The organism is Kordiimonas sp. (assembly GCF_048260245.1).
Lineage (GTDB): Bacteria > Pseudomonadota > Alphaproteobacteria > Sphingomonadales > Kordiimonadaceae > Kordiimonas.
On sequence record NZ_JBLXGZ010000008.1, the window covers coordinates 92,648 to 119,144 of the forward strand.

General features: G+C 58.9%; 23 protein-coding genes. 4 read left to right on the forward strand and 19 right to left on the reverse strand.

All coding sequences use genetic code 11. From position 1 onward, the window contains the following. Positions 1 to 26 precede the first annotated feature (26 nt). Positions 27 to 380 (reverse strand): hypothetical protein, encoded by a 354-nt coding sequence (locus ACN0VM_RS06445; protein WP_417450038.1) that lies wholly within the window; start codon positions 378 to 380, stop codon positions 27 to 29. A 168-nt stretch (positions 381 to 548) separates the two neighbouring features. Here ACN0VM_RS06445 and ACN0VM_RS06450 point away from each other — a divergent pair, with 168 nt between their 5' ends. From ACN0VM_RS06450 to ACN0VM_RS06460, 3 genes are read left to right on the forward strand one after another with little or no spacing between them, the layout of a single operon-like run. Beyond that, on the forward strand, positions 549 to 1,448 hold the full coding sequence (locus ACN0VM_RS06450; protein ID WP_417450039.1) for an ImuA family protein: 900 nt from the start codon (positions 549 to 551) through the stop codon (positions 1,446 to 1,448). Then, entirely contained in the window at positions 1,357 to 2,928 is a 1,572-nt protein-coding gene (locus ACN0VM_RS06455; RefSeq protein ID WP_417450040.1) for a Y-family DNA polymerase, read from the forward strand. The genes ACN0VM_RS06450 and ACN0VM_RS06455 overlap by 92 nt, the downstream gene beginning before the upstream one ends. A 9-nt stretch (positions 2,929 to 2,937) precedes the next feature. After that, positions 2,938 to 6,219 carry an error-prone DNA polymerase gene (locus tag ACN0VM_RS06460; protein WP_417450041.1) on the forward strand — a complete coding sequence of 1,094 codons (3,282 nt, stop codon included), beginning with the start codon at positions 2,938 to 2,940 and terminating at the stop codon, positions 6,217 to 6,219. Positions 6,220 to 6,223: 4 nt separating this feature from the next. Here ACN0VM_RS06460 and proC read toward each other — a convergent pair whose 3' ends face one another. From proC to ACN0VM_RS06550, 18 genes are all read right to left on the reverse strand, one after another. Beyond that, complete coding sequence (gene proC, locus ACN0VM_RS06465) at positions 6,224 to 7,075, reverse strand: pyrroline-5-carboxylate reductase (RefSeq protein ID WP_417450042.1); 852 nt, start codon at positions 7,073 to 7,075, stop codon at positions 6,224 to 6,226. A gap of 98 nt (positions 7,076 to 7,173) precedes the next feature. Further along, positions 7,174 to 7,665, reverse strand: a complete 492-nt coding sequence (locus ACN0VM_RS06470) for a hypothetical protein (RefSeq protein ID WP_417450043.1) — start codon at positions 7,663 to 7,665, stop codon at positions 7,174 to 7,176. 34 nt (positions 7,666 to 7,699) lie between these two features. Further along, positions 7,700 to 8,449: a type II secretion system protein N gene (gspN, locus tag ACN0VM_RS06475; protein ID WP_417450044.1), complete on the reverse strand. Its 750-nt coding sequence runs from the start codon at positions 8,447 to 8,449 to the stop codon at positions 7,700 to 7,702. Next, on the reverse strand, positions 8,449 to 8,931 hold the full coding sequence (gene gspM, locus ACN0VM_RS06480; protein WP_417450045.1) for a type II secretion system protein GspM: 483 nt from the start codon (positions 8,929 to 8,931) through the stop codon (positions 8,449 to 8,451). The genes gspN and gspM overlap by 1 nt, the downstream gene beginning before the upstream one ends. Further along, the gene (gspL, locus tag ACN0VM_RS06485; protein ID WP_417450046.1) at positions 8,928 to 10,034 is read right to left on the reverse strand and encodes a type II secretion system protein GspL; all 1,107 of its coding nucleotides are present in this window, start codon (positions 10,032 to 10,034) and stop codon (positions 8,928 to 8,930) included. Before gspL ends, gspM begins: the two co-directional genes overlap by 4 nt. Beyond that, positions 10,031 to 11,038 carry a type II secretion system minor pseudopilin GspK gene (gspK, locus tag ACN0VM_RS06490; RefSeq protein WP_417450047.1) on the reverse strand — a complete coding sequence of 336 codons (1,008 nt, stop codon included), beginning with the start codon at positions 11,036 to 11,038 and terminating at the stop codon, positions 10,031 to 10,033. Before gspK ends, gspL begins: the two co-directional genes overlap by 4 nt. Further along, positions 11,035 to 11,670 carry a type II secretion system protein GspJ gene (locus ACN0VM_RS06495; protein WP_417450048.1) on the reverse strand — a complete coding sequence of 212 codons (636 nt, stop codon included), beginning with the start codon at positions 11,668 to 11,670 and terminating at the stop codon, positions 11,035 to 11,037. Before ACN0VM_RS06495 ends, gspK begins: the two co-directional genes overlap by 4 nt. Continuing rightward, positions 11,667 to 12,050, reverse strand: coding sequence for a type II secretion system minor pseudopilin GspI (gspI, locus tag ACN0VM_RS06500; RefSeq protein ID WP_417450049.1), 384 nt, complete (start codon positions 12,048 to 12,050; stop codon positions 11,667 to 11,669). The genes ACN0VM_RS06495 and gspI overlap by 4 nt, the downstream gene beginning before the upstream one ends. Further along, a complete protein-coding gene (locus ACN0VM_RS06505) occupies positions 12,040 to 12,558 on the reverse strand; it encodes a prepilin-type N-terminal cleavage/methylation domain-containing protein (RefSeq protein ID WP_417450050.1) in 519 nt (172 codons plus the stop codon). Before ACN0VM_RS06505 ends, gspI begins: the two co-directional genes overlap by 11 nt. A 12-nt stretch (positions 12,559 to 12,570) precedes the next feature. Continuing rightward, positions 12,571 to 13,029: a type II secretion system major pseudopilin GspG gene (gene gspG, locus ACN0VM_RS06510; RefSeq protein ID WP_417450051.1), complete on the reverse strand. Its 459-nt coding sequence runs from the start codon at positions 13,027 to 13,029 to the stop codon at positions 12,571 to 12,573. 12 nt (positions 13,030 to 13,041) lie between these two features. Continuing rightward, positions 13,042 to 14,262, reverse strand: coding sequence for a type II secretion system inner membrane protein GspF (gspF, locus tag ACN0VM_RS06515; protein WP_417450052.1), 1,221 nt, complete (start codon positions 14,260 to 14,262; stop codon positions 13,042 to 13,044). Beyond that, positions 14,249 to 15,745 (reverse strand): type II secretion system ATPase GspE, encoded by a 1,497-nt coding sequence (gene gspE, locus ACN0VM_RS06520; protein WP_417450053.1) that lies wholly within the window; start codon positions 15,743 to 15,745, stop codon positions 14,249 to 14,251. Before gspE ends, gspF begins: the two co-directional genes overlap by 14 nt. Before the next feature lie 36 nt (positions 15,746 to 15,781). Continuing rightward, entirely contained in the window at positions 15,782 to 17,764 is a 1,983-nt protein-coding gene (gene gspD, locus ACN0VM_RS06525) for a type II secretion system secretin GspD (RefSeq protein ID WP_417450054.1), read from the reverse strand. Positions 17,765 to 17,787: 23 nt separating this feature from the next. Then, the gene (locus tag ACN0VM_RS06530; protein WP_417450055.1) at positions 17,788 to 18,669 is read right to left on the reverse strand and encodes a type II secretion system protein N; all 882 of its coding nucleotides are present in this window, start codon (positions 18,667 to 18,669) and stop codon (positions 17,788 to 17,790) included. 61 nt (positions 18,670 to 18,730) lie between these two features. After that, on the reverse strand, positions 18,731 to 21,313 hold the full coding sequence (locus tag ACN0VM_RS06535) for a TonB-dependent receptor domain-containing protein (protein WP_417450056.1): 2,583 nt from the start codon (positions 21,311 to 21,313) through the stop codon (positions 18,731 to 18,733). A 116-nt stretch (positions 21,314 to 21,429) separates the two neighbouring features. Next, positions 21,430 to 24,267, reverse strand: a complete 2,838-nt coding sequence (locus ACN0VM_RS06540; protein ID WP_417450057.1) for a hypothetical protein — start codon at positions 24,265 to 24,267, stop codon at positions 21,430 to 21,432. 209 nt (positions 24,268 to 24,476) lie between these two features. Then, on the reverse strand, positions 24,477 to 25,013 hold the full coding sequence (locus ACN0VM_RS06545; RefSeq protein ID WP_417450058.1) for a prepilin peptidase: 537 nt from the start codon (positions 25,011 to 25,013) through the stop codon (positions 24,477 to 24,479). Between the two features lie 218 nt (positions 25,014 to 25,231). Then, a complete protein-coding gene (locus tag ACN0VM_RS06550) occupies positions 25,232 to 25,609 on the reverse strand; it encodes a hypothetical protein (protein WP_417450059.1) in 378 nt (125 codons plus the stop codon). Positions 25,610 to 25,906: 297 nt separating this feature from the next. On the opposite strand from ACN0VM_RS06550, the gene ACN0VM_RS06555 reads away from it, so the two are divergent. After that, positions 25,907 to 26,482, forward strand: coding sequence for a hypothetical protein (locus ACN0VM_RS06555; RefSeq protein WP_417450060.1), 576 nt, complete (start codon positions 25,907 to 25,909; stop codon positions 26,480 to 26,482). Positions 26,483 to 26,497: the final 15 nt, after the last annotated feature.

Consider the following 26,497-nt stretch of genomic DNA (forward strand, 5'->3'; position numbering starts at 1 on the left):
CACAGCTGTGCCCGCACGAACAAAGGTCAGGCGTTGGGTGGGGGTGGGATATAATCCGGCTGGCGGCCTTCAGCAGCGGCTTTTTCAAAGCGACGCGGCAGGCTGGCAGAAAAAACTGTCAGCGCATCAATACTGCCAATATCCGCTATAACAGGGCCACCTGTCATATCCTTGCAGCAAGTATCGGCTTTCGTGTCACTGAGGGTACCTGCCTCATCACCATGGCACGGCATATCCATGCCCGCCATCTTTGCCTGCTGCATCCGTACCTGCATTTCAGGTGCGCAGCACCCTGCCTGATCAGCAGACGCGGCAATGCCTTGTCCAAGGAAGGCAACCATCAGCAGCACAAGGCCGAGTGTATGTTTAAGGCGGATCATGGCCTGCACTATAAGGTTGAACCATGGTCCAAGGTCAAGCGCAATGTAATCAAGGCTTGGTGAACATGCTGGGCGCCTGTGCCATCCAGCTTGACTCTCCGTTCCATTTATGAGAACAAATAGTGAACAAAATACATCCCGAGTCACAACAGCATCCGAGGCAAACCCGTGCAGCATCTGGCGCAAAATGATAACAGCTCCCGCCCCTCCGGGGACGGCGCCGGAGACAACGTCAGGGACAAGTATGCAGGCCAGAAAACAGACCAGCCAAAAACTGGTATCCAAAAAGCAGAGGGCCCCAAAAACGCCCTTCTCGACAAACTGCGCCAGACTGTCAGTCAGCTTGAAGCTCGGCCGGACGCCTATACCCTGCCAGATGAAGGCAAAGATGAAGAAAAAGCGGCCACCCAGACCATGCAGGCACCTGCACGGCCTGAGTTCCCGAACGGCTGGGCGCATGAGATATGGGCCCAAAAGCCCGATGATTTCACGCCCGCCATGGCTTATGCGCTGGCGGGCCTCAGCAGTGACGAACGCCCCATTTTGTGGGTCACTAGCCCACGCATGGTATCTGAACATGGCCTGCCCTATGGCCCCGGCCTGTTGCGTTTCGGTATTGACCCCGCCCGCCTCGTCATCGTGCGCGCCCAAAGCCGCATCGATGCGCTGTGGGCGGTTGAAGAAGGGCTGAAATCTGCCAAGCTCGCCGCTGTGGTAGGCGAGGTCGCGGGCATTGATCTCACGGAAAGCCGCCGCCTGTCGCTTGTCACAAGGGAGGTCATGACACGCTGCACATTGCTGCTGCGCACGGCAAAAGCACCCTCAAGCGCCTCCTATAGCCGCATGCAGTTACGCGCGACAACAAGCCAACCGCCACATTTTGCTGAAAGCACACCGGGGGAACCACGCCTGCAAGCCGGGCTTGTCAAACACCGGGGCGGCACACGCCCCCATGAGACTATACTGGAGTGGACCCATGCGCCGGATACTTTCCCTTTGGCTGCCCCAATGGCCGATCGAACGGCACAAACGGGCGAACCGTGGACACAAGACCGCGCCACAGGCTGATACAGCCTTTGTACTCACGGAAACCCTGGCTCAAACCCAGCGTCTGTACGCTGTCAACGTTCAAGCGGGGAGGCGGGGCCTTGCCGCTGGCATGACCCTTGCCGAGGCCCGCGCCATCCACCCCGCGATCAAGACAGACGCCGCCAGCCCGGCAGCAGATGCGACCGCGCTTGAAAGCCTCGCGCGGTATATGGTGCGCTATACGCCCCTTGTGGCGATGGATGGGCGTGATGGTCTCCTGCTGGATATCACCGGCTGCCCGCATTTGTTTGGCGGGGAGGATGCCATGCTGGCGGAAATGACTGCCCGCCTTGCAAACGCAGGCATCACCGTCTGCGGTGCCATCGCGGAAAGTGTGGGTGCGGCATGGGCGCTGGCACGCTACAGCCCCGGCAGCACCGTGGATGCGGGCACCAGCATGGCGGCCATCGCCCCCCTGCCCTTACGTGCGCTGAGGCTGGACGATGCCACGGCCCTGATGCTGAGCCGTCTTGGTTTCAAGACCATCGGCAGTATCACCAAGCTGCCGCGTGCCTCGCTAGCCCGACGTTTTCAAAGCAACCCGGCTAAAGCAATAACGGAACTGCTGGAACGGCTTGACCAGGCCCTGGGCCGGCGCGATGAGCCGATCAGCCCGCTCACGCCCCTGCCTGAATGGCAGGTGAGGCAGGCTTTCATGGAACCGACGCAACACCTTGCGCAGGTTGAGGGCGCCCTTGATGCACTCGCGGAAGACCTGTGTCTTGTGCTCAGCGAAGCCACACGTGGTGCCCGGCGTTTGCGCCTTGATGCCTACCGGGTGGACGGCACGGTGCAGACCATCATGGTCGGCATGACCCGTCCCAGCCGGGACAAGGCGCATATGCAGCGCCTGTTCGCAGAGAAGCTGGGTAGCCTTGATGCCGGGTTTGGTTTTGACCTCCTGACCCTCGCCGCCCTTGAAAGCGAACGCCTTGTACCCACCCAAGTGGGCGATATACGGCAGGAAGAAGCGCATTCCACCGCGCTGTTGATGGACCGGCTGGCCGCGCGACTTGGCCCCGGCTCAGTGCTGCGCCTCAGGCACAACGCCAGCCACCTGCCCGGACGCGCACAAACCGTCACCACACAGGGAAGCAATACGCTTGAGGCAAGTGAGCTGGGCTGGGCCCACTGCCCCACCACAACCTGTGCCCCGCGCCCCTTGCGCCTGCTGCCGCGCCCTGAACCGGTGGACGCGCTTTCCGCCGTGCCCGAAGGCGCACCCCGTTCCTTCCGCTGGCGGCGGGTCGAACACCGGGTGGTGAAGGCCGAAGGACCGGAACGCATCAGCAATGAATGGTGGACAAACGCGGATGACCGCACGCGCGACTATTACCGGGTGGAAGTGGCGGGCGGCAGCCGCTTCTGGCTGTTCCGGCGCGGGCTTTATGCTGTGCCCGGTGTGAGGCCGGGGGAAAGCGACAGGCCGGACTGGTTCCTGCACGGCTTTTTTGCCTGAGTGTCCGCCATGTATGCAGAACTTCAGGTGACCAGCAATTTCAGTTTCCTGCGCGGTGCAAGCCACGCGGATGAACTGGTGATCATGGCAAAAGCGCTGGGCCTCAAGGCCATGGCCATCGCGGACCGTAACACGCTTGCGGGTGTGGTGCGCGGGCATGTGGCCGCAAAGGAACACGGCCTCAAATTCATCCCCGCCGTACGGCTTGACCTGATGGCAGAGGGACAGCATGAAGTGGACGGTGATGCCGCGCCAGACGGTATTTCACTGCTGGCCTACCCCGCAGACCGCCCCGCCTACGCCCGGCTGACGACGCTGTTGACCACCGGCAACCGCCGCGCCGCCAAAGGGCACTGCCATCTGTGGCTTGAGGATGTGGCCACATACGCGGAGGGTATTCATTTCGCCCTTCTACCGGAAACTGTCGCCGGTGACCTTGCTGCCTTCATCCCGACCCTGCAGGATATGCTGGGCAAAGCCGTCTATCTGGTCGCCACCCACCGCTATCAGGGGCAGGACCGGCAGCGCATAGCGTGGCTTGACCATATCGCGCATCACACCGGCGCAAAGCTGCTGGCGACGGGGGACGTGCTGTATCATGCGCCGGCACGGCGGGTGATGGCCGATGTACTGGCGTGTGTGCGCGAACACAAAACCATCGATACCGCCGGGTATCTCACCGCGCAGAATGCGGAACGTTTCCTCAAACCACCGCAGGAGATGGCGCGCCTTTTTGACGGGTTCGGGCATGCGGTGCGCAATAGCCTGACACTTGCAGATAGCTGTACTTTCTCGCTGGATGAGCTGCGATACAACTACCCGCGCGAACAAACCCCCAAGGGCCTGGACCCACAGGCCCATCTGGCCAACCTTGCGCGGGCGGGCATGCAACAGCGTTTCCCAAACGGCGTGCCTGAGCGCGAGGCAAAAACGCTTGAGCGCGAGCTTGGCATCGTCGCACAGAAAAACTATGCGCCCTATTTCCTCACCGTGCATGACATTGTGCACTATGCCCGCGCGAACGAAATTCTCTGTCAGGGGCGTGGCTCTGCCGCCAACTCCATCATCTGTTACGCGCTGCATATCACCGACGTTGACCCCCTTGAGGTTGACCTGTTGTTTGAGCGCTTCGTCTCCGACGCGCGGGAGGAACCGCCAGACATTGATGTGGATTTTGAGCATGAACGCCGCGAAGAAGTGATCCAGTATATCTACGCACGTTATGGCCGTCACCGCGCCGGGCTTGCCGCCACCACCATCACCTACCGCATGCGCAGCGCCGTGCGCGACGTGGGCAAGGTGATGGGACTGTCGGAGGACACCATCACCGCCATGGCGGGCACCGTGTGGGGCTCATACGGTCGCGATATCAAGGATGATCGGGTGGCGGAAGCGGGCTTCAACCCGGAGGACAGGCGGCTGAGGCAAACGCTGGAGATCGCGCACGAACTGGTGGGCTTCCCACGTCACCTGTCGCAGCATGTCGGCGGCTTTGTACTGACGGAAAGCCCGCTGCACGAAATTGTTCCCATTCAGAATGCCGCCATGGCCGACCGTACAGTGATTGAATGGAACAAGGATGACCTTGATGCGCTGGAGATCCTGAAGGTCGACGTGCTATCGCTGGGCATGCTGACCTGTATCAGGAAGGCGTTTCAGCTCCTGCATACTCATCACGGCGTTTCTCTGAGCCTGCATGACATCCCGAAAGATGACCGCGCTACCTACGAGATGACCCACAAGGCAGACACCATTGGCGTGTTCCAGATTGAAAGCCGTGCACAGATGAGCATGCTGCCGCGCCTGAAACCCAATGTGTTTTATGACCTTGTGGTGCAGGTTGCCATTGTGCGACCCGGCCCCATTCAAGGCAATATGGTACATCCCTACCTCAAACGGCGGCAGGGCAAGGAGCCTGTCACCTTCCCAAGCCCCGCACGCGAACATGGCGACCCTGACGAGCTTAAGGCCGTGCTCAGTAAAACCTATGGCGTGCCCCTGTTTCAGGAACAGGCAATGAAAATCGCCATCGTTGCCGCCGGTTTCACCCCCGTGGAGGCTGACAAGCTCAGGCGTTCTATGGCCTCGTTCCGCAACCAGGGTACCATCCACAAATTTGAGAAAAAATTCATCGGCGGCATGACCGGCCGGGGATACGAACATGACTATGCCGTGCGCTGTTTTGAGCAGATCAAGGGCTTCGCAGATTACGGCTTCCCCGAAAGCCACGCGGCAGCCTTTGCCATGCTGGCCTACGCCTCATCATGGCTGAAGTGCCACTATCCGCATGTGTTTGCCTGCGCACTGCTCAACTCCCAACCCATGGGGTTTTATGCCCCGGCACAGATCGTGCGCGACGCGCGCGAACACGGTGTTGACGTGCGGGCAGTGGATATCAACCACAGCGACTGGGACAACACCCTGGAACGCGCGCCGGATAACCGCTGGGGTTTTGCGCTCAGGCTGGGCATGCGACAAGTCAAAGGCGTGCAGGAAGCCTGCGCCAAAGCGATTGAGAACGCCCGCCTGCGCCCCTTCCTTGATGTGGAAGACCTGCATGCTCGCACCCGTCTGCCCACAACACAGCTTGAAAAACTGGCCGAAGCCGATGCCTTCCGTTCCTGCGCGCTTGACCGGCGCGCCGCGCTTTGGCAGGTGCGCGCGCTGGCCGACACACCGAACCTGCCGCTCTTTACCCATGCAGACACCGGCGACCAGGGGCCCGACGCCCGTGTTGCCCTGCCTCATATGCCGCTGGCGGAACATGTGGTCAACGACTACCAGACGCTCAGGCTGTCGCTTAAGGCGCACCCACTTTCCTTCCTTCGCCCCCTGCTGAAGGATGAAGGTGCCGTGCGCGCCCAAGACCTCACTCGCATGAAGGACGGCGACAAGCTGACGATCACTGGCCTTGTGCTGGTGCGACAGCGCCCCGGCAGCGCCAAGGGGGTCATTTTCATGACGCTGGAGGACGAAACCGGGGTCGCCAATATTATCGTGTGGAAAAAGGTTTTTGAAGCGGCACGCGCCGCCGTCATGGGCAGCCGCCTCGCGCTTATTCACGGCAAGCTGCAGCGCGAAGACGGGGTTACCCATATCGTCGCCGATGAGGTCATAGACCGTTCGGCCGAGCTTCTGCGCCTGTCGGACGATCAGCTTCAGTTACCGACACCCGCGGCAGATGAAGTGCTCTGCCCCACAGCGGGCGACACACGCCTGCCCGCCTACCGGCCCGCCATGCACCCGCGCAACGTGAAGGGACTGGTGCCCAAAAGCCGTGATTTCCACTAGAAAGTCAGGAGCCCGCGAGCTCCGCCACCCGACGTTTCGCCTTGCGGATTGCCTGCTCAATCAGCGGGCCGAAACCGCTGGAAACAAGGCTGCCTATCGCTTGTTCCGTCGTCCCGTTTGGTGAGGTAACCCGCGCCCGAAGCGACGCTGGATTTTCATCAGATGACACCGCAAGTTCCGCTGCACCCAGCGCTGTCTGCAGCGTGAGGGCGCGGGCGGTATCATGGTCAAGCCCAAGCTGTTTGCCCGCCTTGATCATTTCTTCCATCAGCAGGAAAAAATACGCAGGACCAGTGCCCGACAACGCGGTCACAGTATCAAGGTGCGCTTCATCATCCAGCGGCACACAAATACCCACCGCAGACATCAGCGCGATCGCAGTGTTGAGCTGGTCTTCGCTGACATTCCTGTTGGCATAAAGCCCTGTCGCGCCCGAGCCGACCAGTACGGGCATATTGGGCATCGTACGTACGATCGCTGCCTCATCCCCCAACGCCTTCTCCATCACCTTCACCGGTTTACCGGCAACGATAGAAATAAAAAGCCGACCCTTAATACGCCCGGCGGCCGCGATATCCGCGAGCACAGACCCCAACACATCGGGCTTGACCGCCAACACAACAACCGGCGCGGATGCAACAGCGTCGGCCGCACTGTCCGTGGTGCGCACGCCAAACTTTTCAGCAAGATGCAGGCGCCGCCCCACACCGGGGTTGGCAACAATAATATCAGCGGCGGCAAAGTCCTGTGCCACAAGACCACCGATAATGGCAGACGCCATATTACCTCCACCGATAAAGGCGATGGAGGGCAGGTCGACCACATCGGTCACGGGATCAGGCACAAGCTCGTTCATCGGCATGGGCTCCGCTAAAATGCGCAATAAACCCCTTTAGCCGCTCCCCTGCCCGGGAGCAAGAAAAGTCGTGACATGATGAATATTTGGCAGAAAGCTTATTTGCAGCCGATGGCACCGGCGACAGGAAGCGCCGCCGACCAGCCTTCATGGGTATCGATGGAGATCATGCCGCTCGGCACTTTCAGCCCCTGCTGGAGCGACCGGTCAGCCTCTACCTGAATACGCAGGTTCACGCGCATATCGTCCCCGACAAAATTCTGCCGCTCGAAGAAAGACATGCCAATCGGGCCTTCCGCAGCGTCACGGGTCAGCGCGCGCAAGCTGCCGTCCACAATCATTTCAGCGGCCAAGCTGCCGGAGCGTTGGAAAAAGACCAGCGGCGCATCCTCACGCTTGAGCCACAGGAAAAGACCACATTCACCCTTGGCCAACGTCTGCGCTGGCAGTGCACTAAAGCGCGAGAGCACTTCATCGGTGCCCAGGCGCGGTTGCTTCTGCGCCTGTGCCACCCGCGCATCGGGCTTTTCCGCCCCCCCGGCACAAGCCGCCAGCATCATCACCACAGTGAGCAACAGGATATTCTTCACCGCCCAAAATTCCTTAGTTTAGAAGTCATCGGCTTTAAAAACCTACGGGCACACTCAACCGCCCCCGCCACACCTTACCCTCACGGCGCAGCCCGGCAAAATCAAGCATCATTTGCGTGGCCTCACTCACAGTTGCGCCCGCCTTGGGAGTCAGGACGATGTCTGCGCGCAGAGAGGCGCCCCGTTCCCATGCTGCCGCAACAGTGACCGAGACAACGGCATTCTCTCCGCTCAGGTCTGCGTTCAATCGTCCTGCGGCGCACCGGCCGTCACCGGCCAGAATAACATCATCACCACCAAAGACCCGCAAGGCCTGCGCAAAGGCATCAGTCCGCAGCGCGAAACTGCCGTCTGCGCAGCCCTGAGAGGTATTCAACGTCAAACCGTCCGTGGTCAGCGACACAGCCCCCGATAGCGGCCAGCCTTTTAGCGCGGCCGCAAAAGGCATGTTCAGCGAACCTTTTTCAATTATTATTTCGGATACGGAATATTCTGACACCTCAAAATCACCATAAGTCTCGCCACCACGCAACGTGACATCACCCCGAAAGGAGCCCATCAGCAGCGCGGGCACCGACGGTTCAATCGTGATATCGCCAATAGGCACACCACGGTATGACACGGCCGTCAGCCGCGCTTCTGTCATACTGCCGGCCACGCCACTGTACCTTATCGTGTCACTGAGGCCCATCCAGCCCACCGCCAGCCGGGCCGGCATGAACGCGACAAAAAACACCACAAAGGCGACGACGAACAGGGCCAGCAGTTGCGCACGCGACAGCATCAACCCGCCTCCTCAAACTGCACCTGCGCCCGCAGCGTACGTCCGTCACCAGCCTTTTGCACCGATACCTTTACCGGTGTGATCTGCCGATCATTGGCAAGCGTGGTCAGCCAGCGGTAAAGCGATGCCGAGACCACCTCATCAGCCCAGATTGTAATCGTGCTGTCTTCACCCGGCTGGATACGGCTGATGGACACACCGGCGGCACGCGCGGTGACCGCTACAGCAACCCGAAGCGGTTCATTACTGGCCTTGGTTCCGGCTTGCTGTCCTGCGGCCTTGAGGCCCCGTGCCTCAGCCGCCGCAGTAGCCACCACACTATAGAGATCAAGCGCTGCAGCCCGCTCACGCAAAGCAGTTTCATGGGAGGCTTGCAACGGTCGCACCACCGAAAGCCACAACAGAACAAGCGTGGTGAGCACCGCCATCAGCAATAGCAAAGCCTGTTCGCGCGCGGTCAGGCCGTTCCAGTAATCCTTCATGACGCGCTCCTGAGTGTGAGGTCAGTGACCACGCGGGCACCTTCCTGTCGGCTGCCGCCTTCGGTGACCATAACCCCGGATGCCGACAGCCCGTTTTTGAATGTTTCACCGTCCGCGAAGGAGGCAAATGAAAGCGTCGCCGCAAGCTCGCCGCGTGCATTGTCAAAGCGCAACCCTTCAAGCAAGACACCCTCTAGCGTATTGCTTTGCTCAAACAGCAGTGTGGAAAGCTTCAGGAACTCGCCGCCGCTCAGTTGTCTGAGTTTCATCACCTCCTGACGTGCTTGCGCGCGCATGTTGGCGACGCGCCTGACATCAGGGAAGCTGGCGCGGAACAGCGCCTCGGCTTCGGTATAAGCGGCATCCGCTTCCCTGTTGAGCCGGGTGGTTTCGAAGCTGACCGTCACAGCCCAGAGGATAAGACCAGCCAAGGCTATCAGGCCGGCACGGCGGAACCATAGCAAAGCTGTCACCATGTCTGCGCGGCCCGCATAACGACCCTGCTTCAGGGTTATAGGGGTGGCTGCAGCACGCGCGAGCGTGGCGTGCCAACTTTCAGGACTAACCACCACTTCACTCGCGGATTCCAGCATGCTCTCGGTCAGGCTTTCTTCTGCAGTGAAACCAGTGCCGTCAGGCAAGCGCACCCGACACAGGCCATCCGGCCCTTTGAGAACCTGTGCGCCCTCGCTCTCGCTTAGCAACATAAAATCAGGCACGAGCCGCGCGGCAGCATGCCCCAGCGCCGCGAGCGTAGCAGCGGCGTTATCCATCACGCTACGGTCCACAGCGGCGACCAGTTGACTACCGTCAGCGCTCGTCCCCATCAGGGCAAAATGCATGGCGCTGGCCGGGCCCGCCAACCGGTCTTCCATCAGGCCGGGTAATATCTTTTGCAACTTGGCGGACGGCAGCGCAGGCAGGGTTTCGCGCCACAGCGATACACCAGCCCCCGTCAGCACCGCAACAACCTGATCTGCGGTGGTGCTTGCCACAGCATGCGCAGGCACGGCCTCAAGCCACGCCCCGGCCTTGTTCACAAGACCGGCCTCCGTGACCTCAGCGCCGGTTTCATTAAGGATTATAACAAGATACTCGCTCAATAGATTACCCCAAACCTGCGGGCGATGACGTCGGCCGAACCGTCATCCCCCAGTGCAAGGGTGGACGTTAGCTCCACTCTTGCGTCATGATAGGAAACTGAAATTTTTGCGTCAAACGCCTGCGGCTTGACCCCGACACGAGCGCGAATGTTTTGGTCCAGCGTGAGCCCGGCAAACGCGCGGTGCCGCCAAAATGCCGCGTTATCTGCATAACCGCCGGTGGGTCGTTCCGCGATGGCGCGCTGCGCGTCCTCAAGGTCAAGGCCCTTGCCGACCAATGCAACCAGAAGCGGCGCATCGGATACCCTGAGGGTGTTGGCGTTGAGTTTGATCGGCTCAGCCGTGGCCCGCACACAGAGGTAAGGCGCCAGAAAGGCGCGAACCTCGGGCGTGAAGCCACGCACAAGGCGCAGTTCGCTGATGTCAGCCATCAAACCGTTTGCCGCGCGGTAGGCAGGCGAGAGCGCTGCATAATCATAGTCTTCCGCGCCGGATGGTAGCGGCCGGCTATCGCTGTCGAGCCAATCGGTGAGGCTGGCGGCCAGCTTTTCAGCTTCAAAGTCCGACAGGCCAAGCGCCGCACCAAGGCGGACAAAGCGCTGCATAGCAGCCTGATCAGCGATATGCACAGTGTTTTGCACAGCGACCAAACTATTGATATTAAAGCAATTACTGGCATCTGACAGCGCGCCGTCAATTTGCCCGCCATCCAGCGGATAGGAGACAACCTGCCCCTTGTTACCACCCGCGAGCGCCAGAAGTTTTGCATTGGTGCGATAAAGCTGCTCGGCGGCTGCGAGCGCCATGGCTTCACCGCCCAGTGCGTAAAGCCTTGCCTGGTCATGGGTTTTCACCGCTGTGGCACGCTTGATGGAAAAACCGAGCCGCTCAAATGCGACGGCTGCTCCCACGCTCATGATGGCGACAAGAAGCAGGATGGTGACAAGTGCGGCGCCGCGTTCGTCGGCAGATTTGTGCAGGAATCTGTGCAGGATATGTGTCATGCGCCAACCCCCACCGGCAGCAGCATGCGGAACCTGCCACGCCCCGCAATATCGCACTCAATTTCAACCAGCGCAGGCATGCTGCCGCGTTCGCCTGCCTTGCCTTGCCAGTCCTGCACCCAGATATCACCGGTTCGGAAGCGCACCCGGATTTTATCAAGCCCGGACAGTAAAATCTGCTGTGCAACGGGTGTGTCGGGTGTGACGTCAGGCCGGGCGTAGGAGCGGCGGATAAGATCACCGCCCGCGAACACATATTCCACGCGCTGAATGGCAGGCGCCGTGTCGCTAACAAGCGCGGCCAGATGGCCGCCGCGAATGAAGCGCAAAAACGGCTCTGCCAGATCATCTGCGCTGCCCACGAGCCGACCAACTGGCATACCGCCCGCAAACACCGGCAACATGCCACCATGGCTGTCGCGCATGGTGCGCGGCAGGGCGTGTTCAAGGTCGGCGCGCATGAGGCTTTTCGTGGTTTGAATATCAGCGATAAAACTGTCCGCCGCGGCCATGGCACGTTCGCCCGAATTAAAGCTGACCAGAAGCGCCACACCGGACGCGGAGACGAAAGCGAATATCAGCATCGCCACCATGGTTTCCACAAGTGAAAAACCTGCATCACGAGGCATCATGGCGCAACCCTCCGGAACCCAGTGAGATGCGCGAGCGGCGCGTCGCCATCTTCTGACGTTACGGTAACATCGAGCGACAGCAACTCACTGCCCGGAATGGCGCGAACGCTTTCACGCCAGCGGTAGGTTACACCAAGTTGTTCTTCCGCTCCGCTGCGCAAACCAACCCTCAGGTCGTCTTCCTGTGTCGCCATCAGCGCGAGGCGGTTTTCCGCCACGGTGGCAGCCAGCGCCTGTTCCTGCACCATCGCTGTCATGCGGGCACCCTGACCCTGATGCTCGAGCATCGTAACCGCGGCAAGCGACAGCACCGCCACCGCCACCAGCAGTTCCAGAAGCGAAAAACCGCCATCGTCGCTCAGATGTGCGCTAGCCTTCATTGGCCAACACCTCAAACCGGCCAATGCCTGCGCCTTTCAGCGCGCCTGTCCTGCCGTCCACCATCAGCGAAAGCCTGAAGGGCGCGACCTCTCCCGTAGGCAGGAACCAGACATGCGGCATGAGCGCGTCGCCTGTCTTTTGGGAAAGCGATACGCGCGCGCCGTCAAGCTCAACAGCCGTAAGCACCGCGTCATTCCATGCTTTACCTCGCCCCACAAGAGCAGTGTCAGTGCGCCATAGGCCTGCCTCAAGCACCAGCGGCGTGTAACCCCTGTCATCAAACCTCAGGCCCAGCACCCGCCCGGTACTGACGGATGTGCGGGCCATGGCCATCATATAGAAACGGGTGCCGTCCAGCGCGTCTATCAGCCGGTCATCAGCGCGCGGCATCATCAGCACAACAGCACTTGCCATCAAGCCCATGATAGCCATGACCACCATGATCTCGACAAGCGAAAAGCCGTCGTCCTGTTTCAGTGCGCGCCGCATGGCCCCTGTGCCCTGCATGATCCCTGTACCCTATTCGCTTTCCCAGTTGCCGATGTCGGCGTTCAGGCCTTCCCCGCCCAAGCGGCCATCTGCACCAAAGGAATAAACATCAAACGCGCCGTGCTCTCCGGGATACAGATACTGATAGGCATTGCCCCATGGGTCTTTCGGCAGGGTCTTGATATACCCTTCGCTGCGGAACTTTGCGCCCTTGGGCGGACTTGTCAGCACCTCGACACCCTGTTCAAGCGTAGGGTACTTCAGCGTATCCATGCGGTACATCTCCACCGCCTGCTCAAGAAGCTTCACATCCGCGCGTGCTTTTTCAAACATGGCGCGGTCCTGGCTTGGCAGTACGTTCACCACGATGATAGTCGTGATCAAGCCAATGATCACGATCACCACCATCAGCTCAATAAGCGAAAAACCTTCATCGCGGCGGCTTTGCCGGAGCGTGGCCCGCAGCAGTTTTTTAACGCTTTGTATCATTCGTTTTCTCCGTTACCCCAGCACAAGGCTATTCAGCTTGAGGATCGGCAGCATGATCGACAGCACAATTGCACCGACGACACCGCCCATCAAAATTACAATCATCGGCTCCAGCAGGCTGAGCGCTGTTTTGGTAAAGCCGTCAAATTCACTATCCAGATAGTCCGCCACCCGGTGCAGCATGGGCGCAAGCTGGCCGCTTTTCTCCCCCGCCGCAGCCATATAGCCCAGCATGGGTGGAAATTCACCCGCCTGCCTGAGCGCGGCGGACGTGCCCATGCCTTCGCGGATCTGGCCGATGGCACCGTCAAGCGCAAGCCGCATGCGGTCGTTCCTGACTGTCTCCCGCGCGGCCATCAGGCCCTCAAGCACCGGGCTGCCGCCTTCGACCAGAGTGCCGAGCGCACGGGCAAACCGTGCCGCGTTTACCGCGCGGATGAGCTTGCCAATGACCGGCAGGCGCAGCAGGGCAGAGTGCACCCGGAAGCGGAACGCTGGCGCGCGCATGGCAGAGAGGAAGGCGAAAATGCCCAGCCCGATCACAACAGCCAGCCACAAGCCGTAGGCGACGAGGAAATCAGACACACCCACCACAATTTGTGTCAGCATCGGTAGCTCCGAGCCAAAACTGTCAAACTGGCCCACCACCTTGGGCACGACAAAAATCATCAAGGCGGTTACCACCGCCGCAGCCACCACCGCCAGCACAAGCGGGTAAATGAGCGCGGACTGGACCTTGTTTTTGGTGTCCTGTGATTTTTCCCGATGTTCCGCCACACTGCCTAGCACACGGGCGAGGTCGCCTGAGGCTTCGCCCGCCGCCACCATGGACCGGTACAGCGGGTCAAAGCTTTTGGGTTCCTGTTCCATGGCCTGGCTGAGCCTGAGCCCCTCCATCACGCTGGCGCGCACGCGGGTCAGCACACGGCGCGGGCCGGGTTTTTCCGCCTGCGCGGCGATGGCGCCCAAGGCTTCCTCAACAGTGGCCGCAGCCCCCAGCATGGTCGCAAGTTGCCGCGTGACGAGCGCCAGTTCCTTGGCTGCGATCACATCCTCACGGCTGAGCAGATTGAACTTGCGCGCGGCTTTTTTCTGCGACGCGGGCGCAAGCGACGTGACAAAAAGTGCGCCGGCTTTCAGCCGCTCCCGCGCGTCACGTTCGCTATCGGCCGAGATGATGCCGGTTTTGGCGCGGCCACGGCCATCCAGCGCTTCATATTCAAACGCCAGCATCCACCGCCCCCTGCACTTTCGAGACGCGCAGCACTTCTTCCGCCGTCGTCATACCGCGCAGCACCAGATCAAGCCCGCTGTCAGCAAGCGTTTTGGCCTTCCTGAAGGCATATTCTTCCATATCCTGCTCGGGCGCGCCTTCCTGAACCATGCGGCGCAGTTTGTCGTCGATCTTGACCAGTTCATAGATGCCGATCCGGCCATTATAGCCCTTACCGCCACAGTCCGGGCAGCCGACCGGCTCAAAAAAGGTCGCCTCCGCATCAGGTCTCACCGCCAGTTGCGCGCGGATACGCTTGTCGTCCGACGCCGGCTTTTTGCAAGAAGGGCACAAGCGGCGTACAAGGCGCTGCGCCAGAATAGCCTTGACGGTAGAGGACAGCAGGAAAGGCTCAACGCCCATGTCCCTCAGCCGAGTGATCGCTGCCACGGCGCTGTTGGTATGCACGGTGGACAACACAAGGTGACCAGTGAGCGAGGCCTGAATGGCCATCTCTGCCGTTTCCATGTCGCGGATTTCGCCAACCATCACCACGTCCGGATCTTGCCGCAGAATAGCACGCAGACCATTGGCGAACGTCATGCCCACCTTGGCGTTCACCTGTGTCTGGCTGATGCCCTCAAGCGCATATTCAATCGGGTCCTCGACCGTCATGATATTGCGCGACTGGTCATTCAGGATCGACAGCCCGGCATAAAGCGTGGTGGTTTTACCCGAACCGGTCGGACCGGTCACAAGGATAATGCCGTTTGGTTCCGCCAGCGCATCGAGGATGCCGTCATGTGCGTTTCGCTGCATGCCGAGGTCTTCAAGGCTGAGATGCGCCTGTGAGGTATCAAGAAGCCTGAGCACAACCCGTTCGCCGTGCCGGGACGGTAGCGTGGAAACCCGCACGTCAAAAGTTCGGTCCCCCAGCGTCAGCGACAGACGGCCATCCTGCGGGATACGTTTTTCGGCAATATCAAGCCGCGCCATCACCTTGATGCGCGACACGATATAAGGTGCGAGACGCGCGGAGAGGCTGGCCACTTCCGACAGCACGCCGTCGGTGCGCAGGCGTACAGACAGCTTGTTCTCAAACGGTTCAAGATGCACATCTGAGGCCTTGGTTTTCACCGCCTCTGCCATCATGCCATTGATCAGCCTGATGACCGGTGCGTCGTCGTCGTTGGCGAGCAGATCAGCCGCCTTGGGCATGCCTTCAAGCGCGCTGTCGAGGCTTTCAACCGGTACCTCGGTATCCACATGGGCACCGATGCCGTCAGCGGCGTAGAGGTTCGAAAGGTGGGTGTCGAAATCCTTGGCGGACCGGCTCATCGTGACAAGCGGCAGGCCGATCGCGCGCCGTACTTCACGCAGCATCAAGGCATTGGCGCCGTCGCGCATCATCACCGTCGCGTCAGCGTCACGCGCATCCACCAGCGCGAAGCCGTGTTCGCGGGCAAAGCTGTATTTAAGCCTGGGATCAGCGCGTTCCGTCATGATTTTATTCCGATTTTATTCCGGGCCGTCATGATTTCATTCCGGGCGACCGGCTGGCGTGCTGCCCGGCAGCGCACCGCGCCCCATGACATCACGCACCAGATCGTCAATTGGCATCTGCGATTTCACCCCGGCCTGTTTGGCGCGGATATAATCATATTTGCGCGCGGTGACCGCGCTCATATCCTCGCTGCCGCGCAGGATAGTGGGGCGTAGGAAGATCATCAGGTTGGTCTTTTGTGTGCTTTTGCTGTCGGACCGGAAAGCGTGACCCAGAATCGGGATGTCACCAAGGAAAGGCACCTTCTCAACCGACGTAGTTTCATTTTGCTGGATAAGGCCACCCAGCACGACAATCTCGCCGTCTTTGACCCGCACTGTGGTCTGGATTTCGCGCTTGTTGGTGATGAGGTCGGTCGACTCGCTATTTATCGGCCCGGCGATCGAGGAGATTTCCTGCCTGATGGCAAGGCGGATCTCATCCCCTTCATTGACCTGCGGTGTCACCTCAAGCTGGATGCCGACATTTTTGCGGTCCACCGTGCGGAAGGGGTTGGCGTTCGCACTGCCGAGCGCTTCACCCGTGGTAATGGGAATCTCCTGTCCCGACAGGAAACTTGCCGGCTCGTTGTCCATCGTCACGATCGACGGGGTGGAGAGAATGTTGCTGCCGGTATCGCTGGCGAGCGCGTTGAGGATAACGCCGAACACACCGCCACCCTTGGTGCGACCGCCGATACCAAGGCCAAAGCCGTTGAACCCCAGAAGGCTGTCAACGGCAGCCGCGCGCAGCAGGTCAGACGTTGACGACGAGGAACTACTGTCATCGTCGCTGCCGGAGCCGCTGTCATCATCCACCACCAGCGCACCGGTGACCGCCAGCACGTTGGGGGCGGTGTTGGAATAGTTGGCCACGGTGAAGGGGATGCCGTCGCGGTCACCGCCCGCCAGCACATATTGCACACCAAGGTCCTTCGCTGCCCCTTCCGAGACTTCAACCACAATGGCTTCCACCAGCACTTGCGCACGCGGTACATCGAGCATGCGGATGATGGAGCTGATTTTCTGCTGCATCTCGGGCGCCGCATTAACGATAACCGCATTGGCACCCGAATAGGTCGACACCGTCACTTCATTGGAGGCCGTCGGCTGGGTTTTGCCGTCTGTCTTCTTGATCGACTGGGTGATTGTCTCCAGCATCGGCAGGAGCTTTTCGGCATTGGCATGCTTGAGGTAAATCACCCGGAGGTCCCCGCGCGACGCGTTGTTTTTATCAAGGTCGCGGATCACCGGCAGGAAGGTGTCTATCACCTCGGCCTGCCCCTTGAGGATAAGGGTGTTGCTGCTTTCAAGCGGAATGACCGACAGGGTCTGGTAGCTGTTGTCTTCAAAGCCCGGCTGGGCCGACAGCGACAGCGCGATTTCAGCCATTTCGCCCGCTGACGTGTTCTCCAGCATCACGGTACGGATGACGGATTTGTCCACATCCATGCTGGCGATGAGCTTCTCGATGCGGGCCAGATTGTCGGCATAGTCTGTAACGATGAGGTGCGGCATACCCCGGCGCGCGAAGGTGCGGCCGTTTTTGAACACAAAAGGCTTGGCCGCCGCCTGCACCGCCAGCGGGTCGGCGAACTTAAGCGTGAAGACGCGGGTGATAAGCTGGTCCCCGGCGCGGCTTTCATCCACCGGCCCAGCGTCCTGGGCGGCTTCGTCATCCGGTATGATCTTGAGCGCGCCCGATGATGTCTGCACCACGGTGAAACCGTTCACGCGCAGCGCCGACAGGAAGGTCTGGAATACGCCGTCGCTGGTGACTTCCGCCGATGAAACCACATTCACCTTGCCGCGCACACGCGGGTCGATAATGAAGGTTTTACCGGTCAGCGCCGCAATGTCGTCAATGAAGACACGGATGTCCGCGTCACGGTAGTTGAGCACATGCTCCTGCGCGGCAGCAGCGCCCGTGAAGGCGAGGGCTGCGCTCAGGAAAGTTATTTTCAGGATATGTTTCAGCATGGCATTTTCAATCTTCAAAGGCACTATTGCATATCAATCTGTTGGATGACCGGGGCGCCGTTGCGCTCAATCTCAAGGGTCAGGCTTTTAGCGGTTGCAAACTCATCCGGCAATTCCTTGAGCCGTTCAAAGGAGGTCAGCGGGCTGTCGTTGACCGCGATCAGGATGTCATTTGGCTGAAGGCCAAAGCGGGCCAGAAGCCCGTTGTCTGCGCCTTCCCCCGTGCGGAAACCGACAAGGCGACCACCGCGCATAACAGGGGTCAGATCCAGCTTTCCGAGTGAGGACAGAAGGTCCTGCCCCCCTATGCCCGCGCCCCGGTTTGCAGCCTTCGGCGCAGCCATACGTGCCCCCTTCGGCTTGAGGTAGATGGTCTCGCGCATACCGCGGCGGCTGACCTCAATACGGTCAGCGTAAACCGCACTCAGGCTCACCCCTGATGTGATCTCATCGCCGATACGCACCAGCTTCTGCGCCTCGCCCGACGCTGTAACAATCGCGGTGCCGTTACCGTCAGCGCCTGCGCGCAGCCCAAACAGCGCCAGCTTGAGCGAACTTTCTGGCGCAACGTCATTTTGTGAGGCCGCTGGCTCGTTCACCGCGCGGAAGAAGGGGTCAAAGTTCAACAGGGCGCTATAGTCGGCAGCGCCCGTGCCCGAAACTGTCCGCATGGCTTGCGGCGCGGTCGCAGACGGCGTGCGCTCGGGTGTCATCAGGGTATGGGTAAACTGCACGGCGATATAGGCCAGCGCCAGGGTGGCCGTGACTTCGCACATGAATACAACAACGCGAGCCGGAACCGGGCCCGCACCTTGGCCCCCAGCTTGGCCCGCAGATGGCCGGGCCTTGCGTTGCACGCCACCAGTCTCAGGCGCAGCGAAGAAAGAACGAAATCTGTTTTTCATATGTGTTTTCAACTCGGCGGCCCAACGCCGCAGCATTGGGCCATAGCCTAAAGGCTTTATCCTAGAATTTATATTTAAATCCGAGCGAGACAGTACGGCCAAGATCATATTGCTCTGTCGCGATACCGAACTGGGTGTAGAGGATTTCATCCCCCAGCAGGTTTTCCGCTTCAAGCTTCATCTCAAGCACGTTGCCGCCAAGGTCGAACTCTTTGCTATAGGCAAAGTTCAGCATCAGCGGTGGGTTCTCGAACTCGTCCGGCGCACCAAACACCCCCAGAAGCGACAGGCGCTTGCCGGTGTAGTTCAGCACAAGCGCGAGATTTTCACCACGCTCGTAATCACGCCAGCCAAACTGGATGTTACCCAACCATTCGGACTGCCCCTGAAAACTGCGGACCGAATTGGTCACAATACCCAGATCCGCTTCGGCGGTCTTGGTTTCACCGTCAATGTAGGACCCGTTGGCCTTGACGAACACCTCACGCGTGCCAAGCCAGTCCCAGCCGAGCCAGTCCTGCAGGAAGAGGATCTTCTCGACCTCAAGTTCGACACCCTTCAGCTTGGCAGATTCGCCGTTCACATAGGTGATGAGACGACCTTCACCAAGGGCTTGCGCGCTTTGCTCAATGGGGTTGGTGAACTCCTTGTAGAAGGCACCGACGGTCAGGCTTTCACCGGCCGCAAAATACCACTCGAAGCGGGCGTCATAGTTATCAATCTCGGCGATGCGCAGGTTCGGGTTACCACGCACTGTCAGGCCGCGCTCGTCGTCCACAAACGGCGCTGTTGAAAGCTCGCGCATGTCCGGGCGGGCAATCGTCTGGCTGTAGGCAAGGCGAAGCTGCATATTGTCGATGATCTCATAGGTGAAGGTCGCGGCGGGCAACCAGTATTCGCCCTTCTGCGTCACCGTGATCGCATCGTCGGTTGTCCGGTCTACCGTGTCGACAATCTGTGTGCTGTCTTCATAGCGCACACCAAAGGCAAGGCGGGCCTTGGCCGAAATTTCAACGTCCGCACCAAGGTAACCCTGAATGTTTTCAAAGCTTGCGGTGTAGAAATCAGACGCATCGAAAATTTCCGTCAGGCGGATGCCGTTGGGATCAATATTGACCGGTCCAAAGATGATCTCGGGCGCGAGCTGACGCAGGTCCGTGCTCGTCCCGGACGGGAACGCAAAGTTATAGCGCACAAGGCCGAAGCTACGCTCTTTGTCGGCATAGGTGAAACCGCCAAGGATATCGACCGGGATATCAGCCACATACATGGGCTGTTCAATGTCAAAACCGAACTCTTTGGTTTCTTCATCAAGCACGTTGTAAGACGTGGTGTTGCCGTCCGTCCGCGCGAGGATCAGGTCCGTACCGAGTTGATCGTTATACTCATAAACCGTGTTCCGGCGCAGAGGCACATCACGGTCGGAGCGAGAAATATTGGCGCGCCATTTGAAGCTGGTTTCCTGGAAGGTATCACTGTCCCCAAAGAGCGCAAACACATGTTCACCGCTCAACTGGTTGGCCCACACCTGACTTTCGATCCAGTCTATACTGGATTTGGTCCGGAGCGAATCTTCCTGCGCAAACAAGCCCTTCTCGATGAGCGAGCGCTTTGTGCTTTGGCGCAGCACTGTCGACGTCACGTTCAGCGAGTGATTGTTGTTGAACTCATAGCCAAGCGAGAGAATACCGTTGAGCGACACGTCCATATTGGTTTGGCGGACGCCACAATCATCACCGCCGCGTCCTTCGAAATCCTCGAAGTTACAGACTTCCGGCGCGAAGTTGGAGCGGATGACCGGACCGGCGTTCGACGTGGTGACCGTGCGGCGTACACCGTTACGGTGGCGGGTGTTGACATCATAGGTAACGGCCGCAAAGAAACCGAAGGCGCTTTCATCCCCCACGTCATAGCGGTTACCCCAGACAAAATCGATACCCGCGCCGGGCAGGTTGGTCTCACGGTCGATCGACCAGATGTTTGGCAAGGCCTCCCCCGCAGCTTCGATCTCGTCTGCGGTCAGGCTTTCAAGCGTAACATCCTTGAGAAGCTCATCAGGAATATTCCGGCGCGAACCGCCAAAACCGAAGATTTCGGAGCCAGTGCCATCATAGCTGAGGCCGTCCTTGAAGGTGGCTTCGGAATTGTATTTGCCTTCGATACCGATCTCGAGCACAAAATCATCCGGCACAGCTTTGGTCCGCAGGTCGATCACGCCACCACCAAACTCACCAGGATACTCAGGTGAATAGGTTTTCTGAACCAGAACACTTTCAATCAGTGCTGTTGGGAAAATATCAAGCGGCACCACCTTCCTCAGTGGTTCCGGGCTCGGGATACCCGAGTTATTGAGCAAGGTTGAGGAATAACGCTCACCAAGGCCACGCACATAGACGTATTTGCCGCCAACCAGCGACAGGCCCGGCACACGCTGCAGCGCCACCGCGACATCACTGTCACCGGCAAGAGAGAAGGCATCGGCGTCGATGACGTTTGCGATCTCGGAAGTAGCCCGCTTTTCGTCAGGGATATAACGACCCTGAACGGTGATTTCCTCAACACCACTGTCTTGATTATCACTATCCTGAGCATTTACACCTGCTGCCAGAAGCGCAGGTGCTGCCACTAGGAAAGTCGAGGCCATCAAAGAGCCTTTAAGACTATTGTGGAACAATTTCATTTTTCACATCCAGCTTATGGGATTTGCATAAACGGGAGCCGCAGCGAGAGATATTCTCCCACCGCGGCTCATGGTTTTGATTACTGGTTGAGCCAGACGGTCCAGCCTGCAACCCAGTCAGCGTTTGCACCCGATACCGCACCGATGTGGGTGGTGGCGTCGAAGAAGCTGTCAACTGCAGTCACATCCGTTGCCGTTGCGCCAGCTTCCGTCGAACCGTTGATGTAGTTCTTGTAAGAAGCCGCACCGCTTTGCGTGGTCAGGCTGTGTGTGCCAACAAAGTTGTTGCTTTGGTTCAGGAACCATGTCTCGAGGTCAAAGACGTTACCGTCGTCTTTGTAGATCGAGGCACAGGTGTCTGCCAGCATCGTGGACTGCATGGTCAGGTCACCGGTCAGCGTGGTTGCATTGGCACCCGAAACCGCAAAGGTAGCGTCCTGGTCGATGTCGAGACACGCATCACCGAAGTCCGCAACAACAGTGTTGTAGATGTTACCGGCTGTACCTTCACGAAGCAGGATACCGATGTCGCTTTCGCCGCCAGCTTCCCCTGCACCAATGATGGTTGCGTTGGAAATTTGCGGGTGAGCACGCGGCAGGAAGTCGTTACCGTCGCCGAAGTTATCGGCCTCGATACCTTGGTCCGTTGCTGGCTGGTTCGGGTTCTGCAGGATCACAACGTACTGTACCTTACCGCGCCAACCTTGGGTCCAGTCGAGGCTGTCATCATCGGAACCGGTGATCACGAGGTGTTTCGCGTTTACCGTACCGCCGAAGAACTCGATACCATCGTCTGCACCGTTATGGACGTTGACATAATCAACTTCCGTGCCGGAACCAACACCCTGGAAAGCGATGGAGTTCAGCTCATCGTCACCGGTGATGGGGTTACCGGCATAAACAACGCGGGTGTAGAAAATCTGGCCGCTGTCGTCCGTGTCGTCAACACCACCATAAAGACCGCTATCGCCCTCACCTTCGGCTTCACAAATTCCGGAACCGTTACAGGTGTTGATAGTAGCCCGGCCGTTGATCACGATACCGCCCCAGAGGGAAGTGTCGGTGTCAAGGTTACGGGTATCAGGGTTGATAGCCGTGAAGGTTACCGGTGCGTCTTTTGTACCATTCGAGCGGATTTTCGAACCGCGAGAGATAACCAGGTAGCTCTCGAGATCCGCACCCATTACTGTCACGCCCGGCTCAACGGTGAGCGTAGCAGCAGAACCGCCAGCAAGTGGGCTGCCCGCGTCCGGCCCCATGTCGGCACCAACGACCACCTTGCCGTCAAGCACATAGTCGAGGCCGCTAACGAGGCGCAGATCACTTGTGTAGGTACCGGAAAGCACACACTGCCCGTCCGTATTTTCGGTCGTGCCCGTAGGACACTCAGGATCCGGGTTCAGGCCATAGGTCCAACCGAGGGTCCAGTTGTCGGAACCACCAGAGCTTTTCACCGCACCGGCATAGTCGGTGGCGTCAAAGAAGCTGTCGACTGCGCTAACGTTGGTCGCAACAACCGCATTTTCAGCGGAACCGTTGATGAAGCCATTCGACAGCGTCGTTGTGCCAACAACGTTGTTGTCCTGGTTGGTAAAGTAGGTTTCAAGATCAAAGTTGTTGCCATCATCCTTGAAGACAGACGCGCAACCATTATCAAGAAGCGTGCTTTCAATCGTCAGGTTGCCCGTCAGGTTTGTCGCGGAAGAACCGGCGTTTGTGAAAGTCGCATCCTGGTCGATGTCAAGGCAGGCGTCACCAAAGTCGGAGACCACAGTGTTATAGATGTTTGCGCCTGTACCTTCACGCAGCAGCATGCCGATGTCGCTTTCGCCGCCCTGGCTTTGCGAACCCACGATGGTGAAGTTGGCAAGACGCGGCTTGGCGCGCGGCAGGAAGTCGTTACCGTCGCCGAAGTTATCAGCTTCAATACCCTGATCAGATGCTGGCTGGTTCGGGTTCTGCATGATGATCACATGCTGCGCTTTACCGCGCCAGCCTTGTGTCCAGTCGAAACCGTCATCATCGGAACCTGTGATGACAAGGTGCTTGACTTGTGCTGTACCACCGAAAAATTCGATACCGTCATCTGCACCGTTGTGGATGTGGATATAGTCCAGCTCTGTGCCGGAACCAACACCCTGCAGAGCCAGAGAGTTCAGTTCATCGTCACCCGTGATCGGGTTACCGGCGTATTTGATCTGCACATATTTCATTGTGCCGCTGTCGTCGGTATCGTCGCTGCCGCCATAAAGGCCGCTGTCGCCCTCGCCCTCAGCTTCACAAACGCCAGCACCGTCACAGGTATTGATGGTTGCTTTACCGTTGAGGATCACGCCGCCCCACTCGGAGGTGTATGGCTCGGTCAGTGCGGAACCGCTGTGCCCGCCACGTGGCGTCAGGCCCAGGTCGCTGGCGTAGCCGAGGTCCAGGCCGGATGTGAAGATGATCGGCTCACTTGCGGAACCCTCAGCATCGATCATGGAACCCCGCGCGATAACCAGAAGGTCGGTTTTGGTTGCGCCGTATACGCGTGTGCCCGGCTCGATTGTCAGTGTTGCGGCATCACCGGCAGCGGCGGAACCGTCCGCGCCTGTGTCAACACCGATCGTCACTTTACCGGACAACTGATAAATATTGTCGGTCGACAGCGTCAGGTCATCCGTAATGGTACCTGACAACTGGCAATGGTCTTCACTGCCAACAGTTACAGTAGTGGTGCCGGTCGGGCATTCGCCAGCGCTACCGCCGCCGTCGCCACCGCCATCACCGCCACCGTCACCACCACCGTCACCGGTGCCGGGGTTCGGGCCCTGAGTACCCGGAGATGCAAGCTCTGTGCTATCGTCACCACAAGCAACCAGGGCCAAAGCGGCCACTGCTGCAAGAAGCGTGTTTTTCATGATCTGAAGGTTTGTCATTGTATTCCCCGTACGACGCCTAAGATGTCGCTTGAAAATTTGGTGCAAGCGAGATGGCCAACGAATGACTGTTGGCTCACGGGGAATGATCGGTAATCCCGATATGTTTCAGTTTGTTTGCAGTTCCTTGACCATTGATGTCACATTCCGATTCTGCGTCCAGGAAGGGGTGCGGATGTGCCAAAATGTGGCAAAAGTGTCGCTAAAAACTATCTTGGGTAGGCAAAAAACAACCAGATGAGCCACGTCCCGAAACAGAGACAGGGACCAAAAGGTATCGGCTGCTGCGGGTCAAATTGCCTTTTTTTGACGGTTTTAAGCAGGAATGCGCCGAGTCCGGCCAGTGCCGCAACCAGCAAAACGGGCGGCAAGCCAAACCACCCGACCCAAGCCCCGGCACCCGCCAGGAACTTGGCGTCACCCATGCCCAGGCCGTGCCGTCCACGCAGTTTCAGGTAAAAGAAAGACAGGCCCCAAAGCGACAGGAAGCCGGCGGCAGCGCCCAGCACATAGGAAGGCATGGTCTCCTGCACCATATAGGCGTGCAGCAAACCCGTCAGCAACAGAGTCGCCGTGAGCAAATTGGGCAACCGGAAGGTGAACTGATCATATAGCGCGAGCGCATACAGGTTCAGGTACAATACCGTAGAGATGAGAACGGGACGGTCTGACCACGCAAGCGCGCCAAAAGGCAGGAGAAATATCACTGCATAAAATGCGCGCTGAGAAACTGGCGCTATGGTCATGACTGCATGTTCATATCAGGCCCCGGAGACTTTCCCGGTGAGCCTATTATGTGAGCCTCCCGACCACAAGCCTGATCTCCGGCGGGGTATCAGGCGCGTCAGAACACTCACCATGCCCAATATGGGGCCTAATATGGAGCTGCCCCCATGGCCGTAACGCTAATTTGACCATGGGGGCAGGAATGAAACCACAGATATCTCAGACGTGGTTCAAAAACCTAGTTGTCAGCGAGACGCTCAAGCGCGGTCTTGGCGATGGTTTTCACCCGGCGCGGCTCACCGTTCATCAAAAGCGCATAGGGATTGTCCCGACCGTCAAGAATATCGCGGTACATGGCAATCGCCTGTTCGCGGCGGCCTGTCGTGCTATATACAAACGCGAGGTTCAGCTTGGCAAAAACCTGATCTTCGTCCGCGACATCCGCGCCTAGAAGGGCTGCTTCAGCGCTTGACCAGTCGCCCTCCTGAAGTTGAGACTTTGCATAAACCTCAGGCGCCGCGGGCTGAGCTTCTTCCGCGAATCGCGGTTCATCAGCCGTCGCGCAGGCTGTCATGATTGTTGCGCCGATAATCGCACCGAAAGATGTAAAACGCATACTGGCCTCCTCTTGGCAAAACTTCCTATTATGTACGTGTTTGTTACAGATTAATGTAACACCAGCTCATAATCAGCCAAAGAAGGATTTAACGCTTTGAAGCGCTTGGTTTAATTTTTTACCGCACACCTGCAGAAAATATTACTGTTAAACTTCAACAGCTTACCTTAGCGAACCTGATTCGCCCGGCGCTGTGTGAAATTTTTATGACAGTGCCCGAAAAAGGCGGATTTGTCATCATTTTACGCGTAGCACAGTCCTTGAACGCACCAATTGTCACGTTTTCAGGGACCTCGAATGAACCGCCTTCTTCGCTCAGTTTCAAGCCTCACGCTCGCTGCCGGTTTTGCCTTTGCATCCGTGTCCCCGGTCATGGCCGGCGCCAGCACGTTTGTGGGTGAGATGCCAAACCTGACACCAGACACACCCGGCCTTCTCGCCTCGCTCTCCAGCCGCCCGGACGCGGCCCGCATGGCAAGACAGGCGAGCCCGGCGCAAAATTTTGTCCGCGTCACCGGTGCCGTCAAAAATCTGTCCCTGATGCTTTTGCATGATGTCCGGCACGAAGCTCACGTGAAAGCCGCGATCCAGCAATATGGTTTTCAGAAGGTGCAGGCTACGGTGGTGTCTGCCATCCGGCTGGCACAGCTTGAGTATGGCGCGCAGTGGGGCAATATGCTTGCCGGTATCTATACCGCGCGTTTCAAGGCCGATGAACTGCACTCGATCGTCCGGGAAAAAGAATCGTCGCCACACTTCATCAAACTACTTTCCGAGCAGGACGCCATTGCAGCTGCGGTAAAAGAAAACGGACACGACATATATGCTGCGGCGCGCGCGCAGGTCATGATGCAGCTTGACGCCGCGCTCTGAGCCTTTGTCCACATT

What these genes read in the sequence shown, in the direction of transcription:
- ACN0VM_RS06445 (WP_417450038.1), bottom strand. Translation starts at nt 380, where the DNA reads ATGATCCGCCTTAAACATACACTCGGCCTTGTGCTGCTGATGGTTGCC.
- ACN0VM_RS06455 (WP_417450040.1), top strand. Translation starts at nt 1,357, where the DNA reads ATGCGCCGGATACTTTCCCTTTGGCTGCCCCAATGGCCGATCGAACGG.
- ACN0VM_RS06460 (WP_417450041.1), top strand. Translation starts at nt 2,938, where the DNA reads ATGTATGCAGAACTTCAGGTGACCAGCAATTTCAGTTTCCTGCGCGGT.
- proC (WP_417450042.1), bottom strand. Translation starts at nt 7,075, where the DNA reads ATGAACGAGCTTGTGCCTGATCCCGTGACCGATGTGGTCGACCTGCCC.
- gspN (WP_417450044.1), bottom strand. Translation starts at nt 8,449, where the DNA reads ATGCTGTCGCGTGCGCAACTGCTGGCCCTGTTCGTCGTCGCCTTTGTG.
- gspM (WP_417450045.1), bottom strand. Translation starts at nt 8,931, where the DNA reads ATGAAGGATTACTGGAACGGCCTGACCGCGCGCGAACAGGCTTTGCTA.
- gspK (WP_417450047.1), bottom strand. Translation starts at nt 11,038, where the DNA reads ATGACACATATCCTGCACAGATTCCTGCACAAATCTGCCGACGAACGC.
- ACN0VM_RS06495 (WP_417450048.1), bottom strand. Translation starts at nt 11,670, where the DNA reads ATGATGCCTCGTGATGCAGGTTTTTCACTTGTGGAAACCATGGTGGCG.
- gspI (WP_417450049.1), bottom strand. Translation starts at nt 12,050, where the DNA reads ATGAAGGCTAGCGCACATCTGAGCGACGATGGCGGTTTTTCGCTTCTG.
- ACN0VM_RS06505 (WP_417450050.1), bottom strand. Translation starts at nt 12,558, where the DNA reads ATGCAGGGCACAGGGGCCATGCGGCGCGCACTGAAACAGGACGACGGC.
- gspG (WP_417450051.1), bottom strand. Translation starts at nt 13,029, where the DNA reads ATGATACAAAGCGTTAAAAAACTGCTGCGGGCCACGCTCCGGCAAAGC.
- gspF (WP_417450052.1), bottom strand. Translation starts at nt 14,262, where the DNA reads ATGCTGGCGTTTGAATATGAAGCGCTGGATGGCCGTGGCCGCGCCAAA.
- gspE (WP_417450053.1), bottom strand. Translation starts at nt 15,745, where the DNA reads ATGACGGAACGCGCTGATCCCAGGCTTAAATACAGCTTTGCCCGCGAA.
- gspD (WP_417450054.1), bottom strand. Translation starts at nt 17,764, where the DNA reads ATGCTGAAACATATCCTGAAAATAACTTTCCTGAGCGCAGCCCTCGCC.
- ACN0VM_RS06530 (WP_417450055.1), bottom strand. Translation starts at nt 18,669, where the DNA reads ATGAAAAACAGATTTCGTTCTTTCTTCGCTGCGCCTGAGACTGGTGGC.
- ACN0VM_RS06535 (WP_417450056.1), bottom strand. Translation starts at nt 21,313, where the DNA reads ATGGCCTCGACTTTCCTAGTGGCAGCACCTGCGCTTCTGGCAGCAGGT.
- ACN0VM_RS06540 (WP_417450057.1), bottom strand. Translation starts at nt 24,267, where the DNA reads ATGACAAACCTTCAGATCATGAAAAACACGCTTCTTGCAGCAGTGGCC.
- ACN0VM_RS06545 (WP_417450058.1), bottom strand. Translation starts at nt 25,013, where the DNA reads ATGACCATAGCGCCAGTTTCTCAGCGCGCATTTTATGCAGTGATATTT.
- ACN0VM_RS06550 (WP_417450059.1), bottom strand. Translation starts at nt 25,609, where the DNA reads ATGCGTTTTACATCTTTCGGTGCGATTATCGGCGCAACAATCATGACA.
- ACN0VM_RS06555 (WP_417450060.1), top strand. Translation starts at nt 25,907, where the DNA reads ATGAACCGCCTTCTTCGCTCAGTTTCAAGCCTCACGCTCGCTGCCGGT.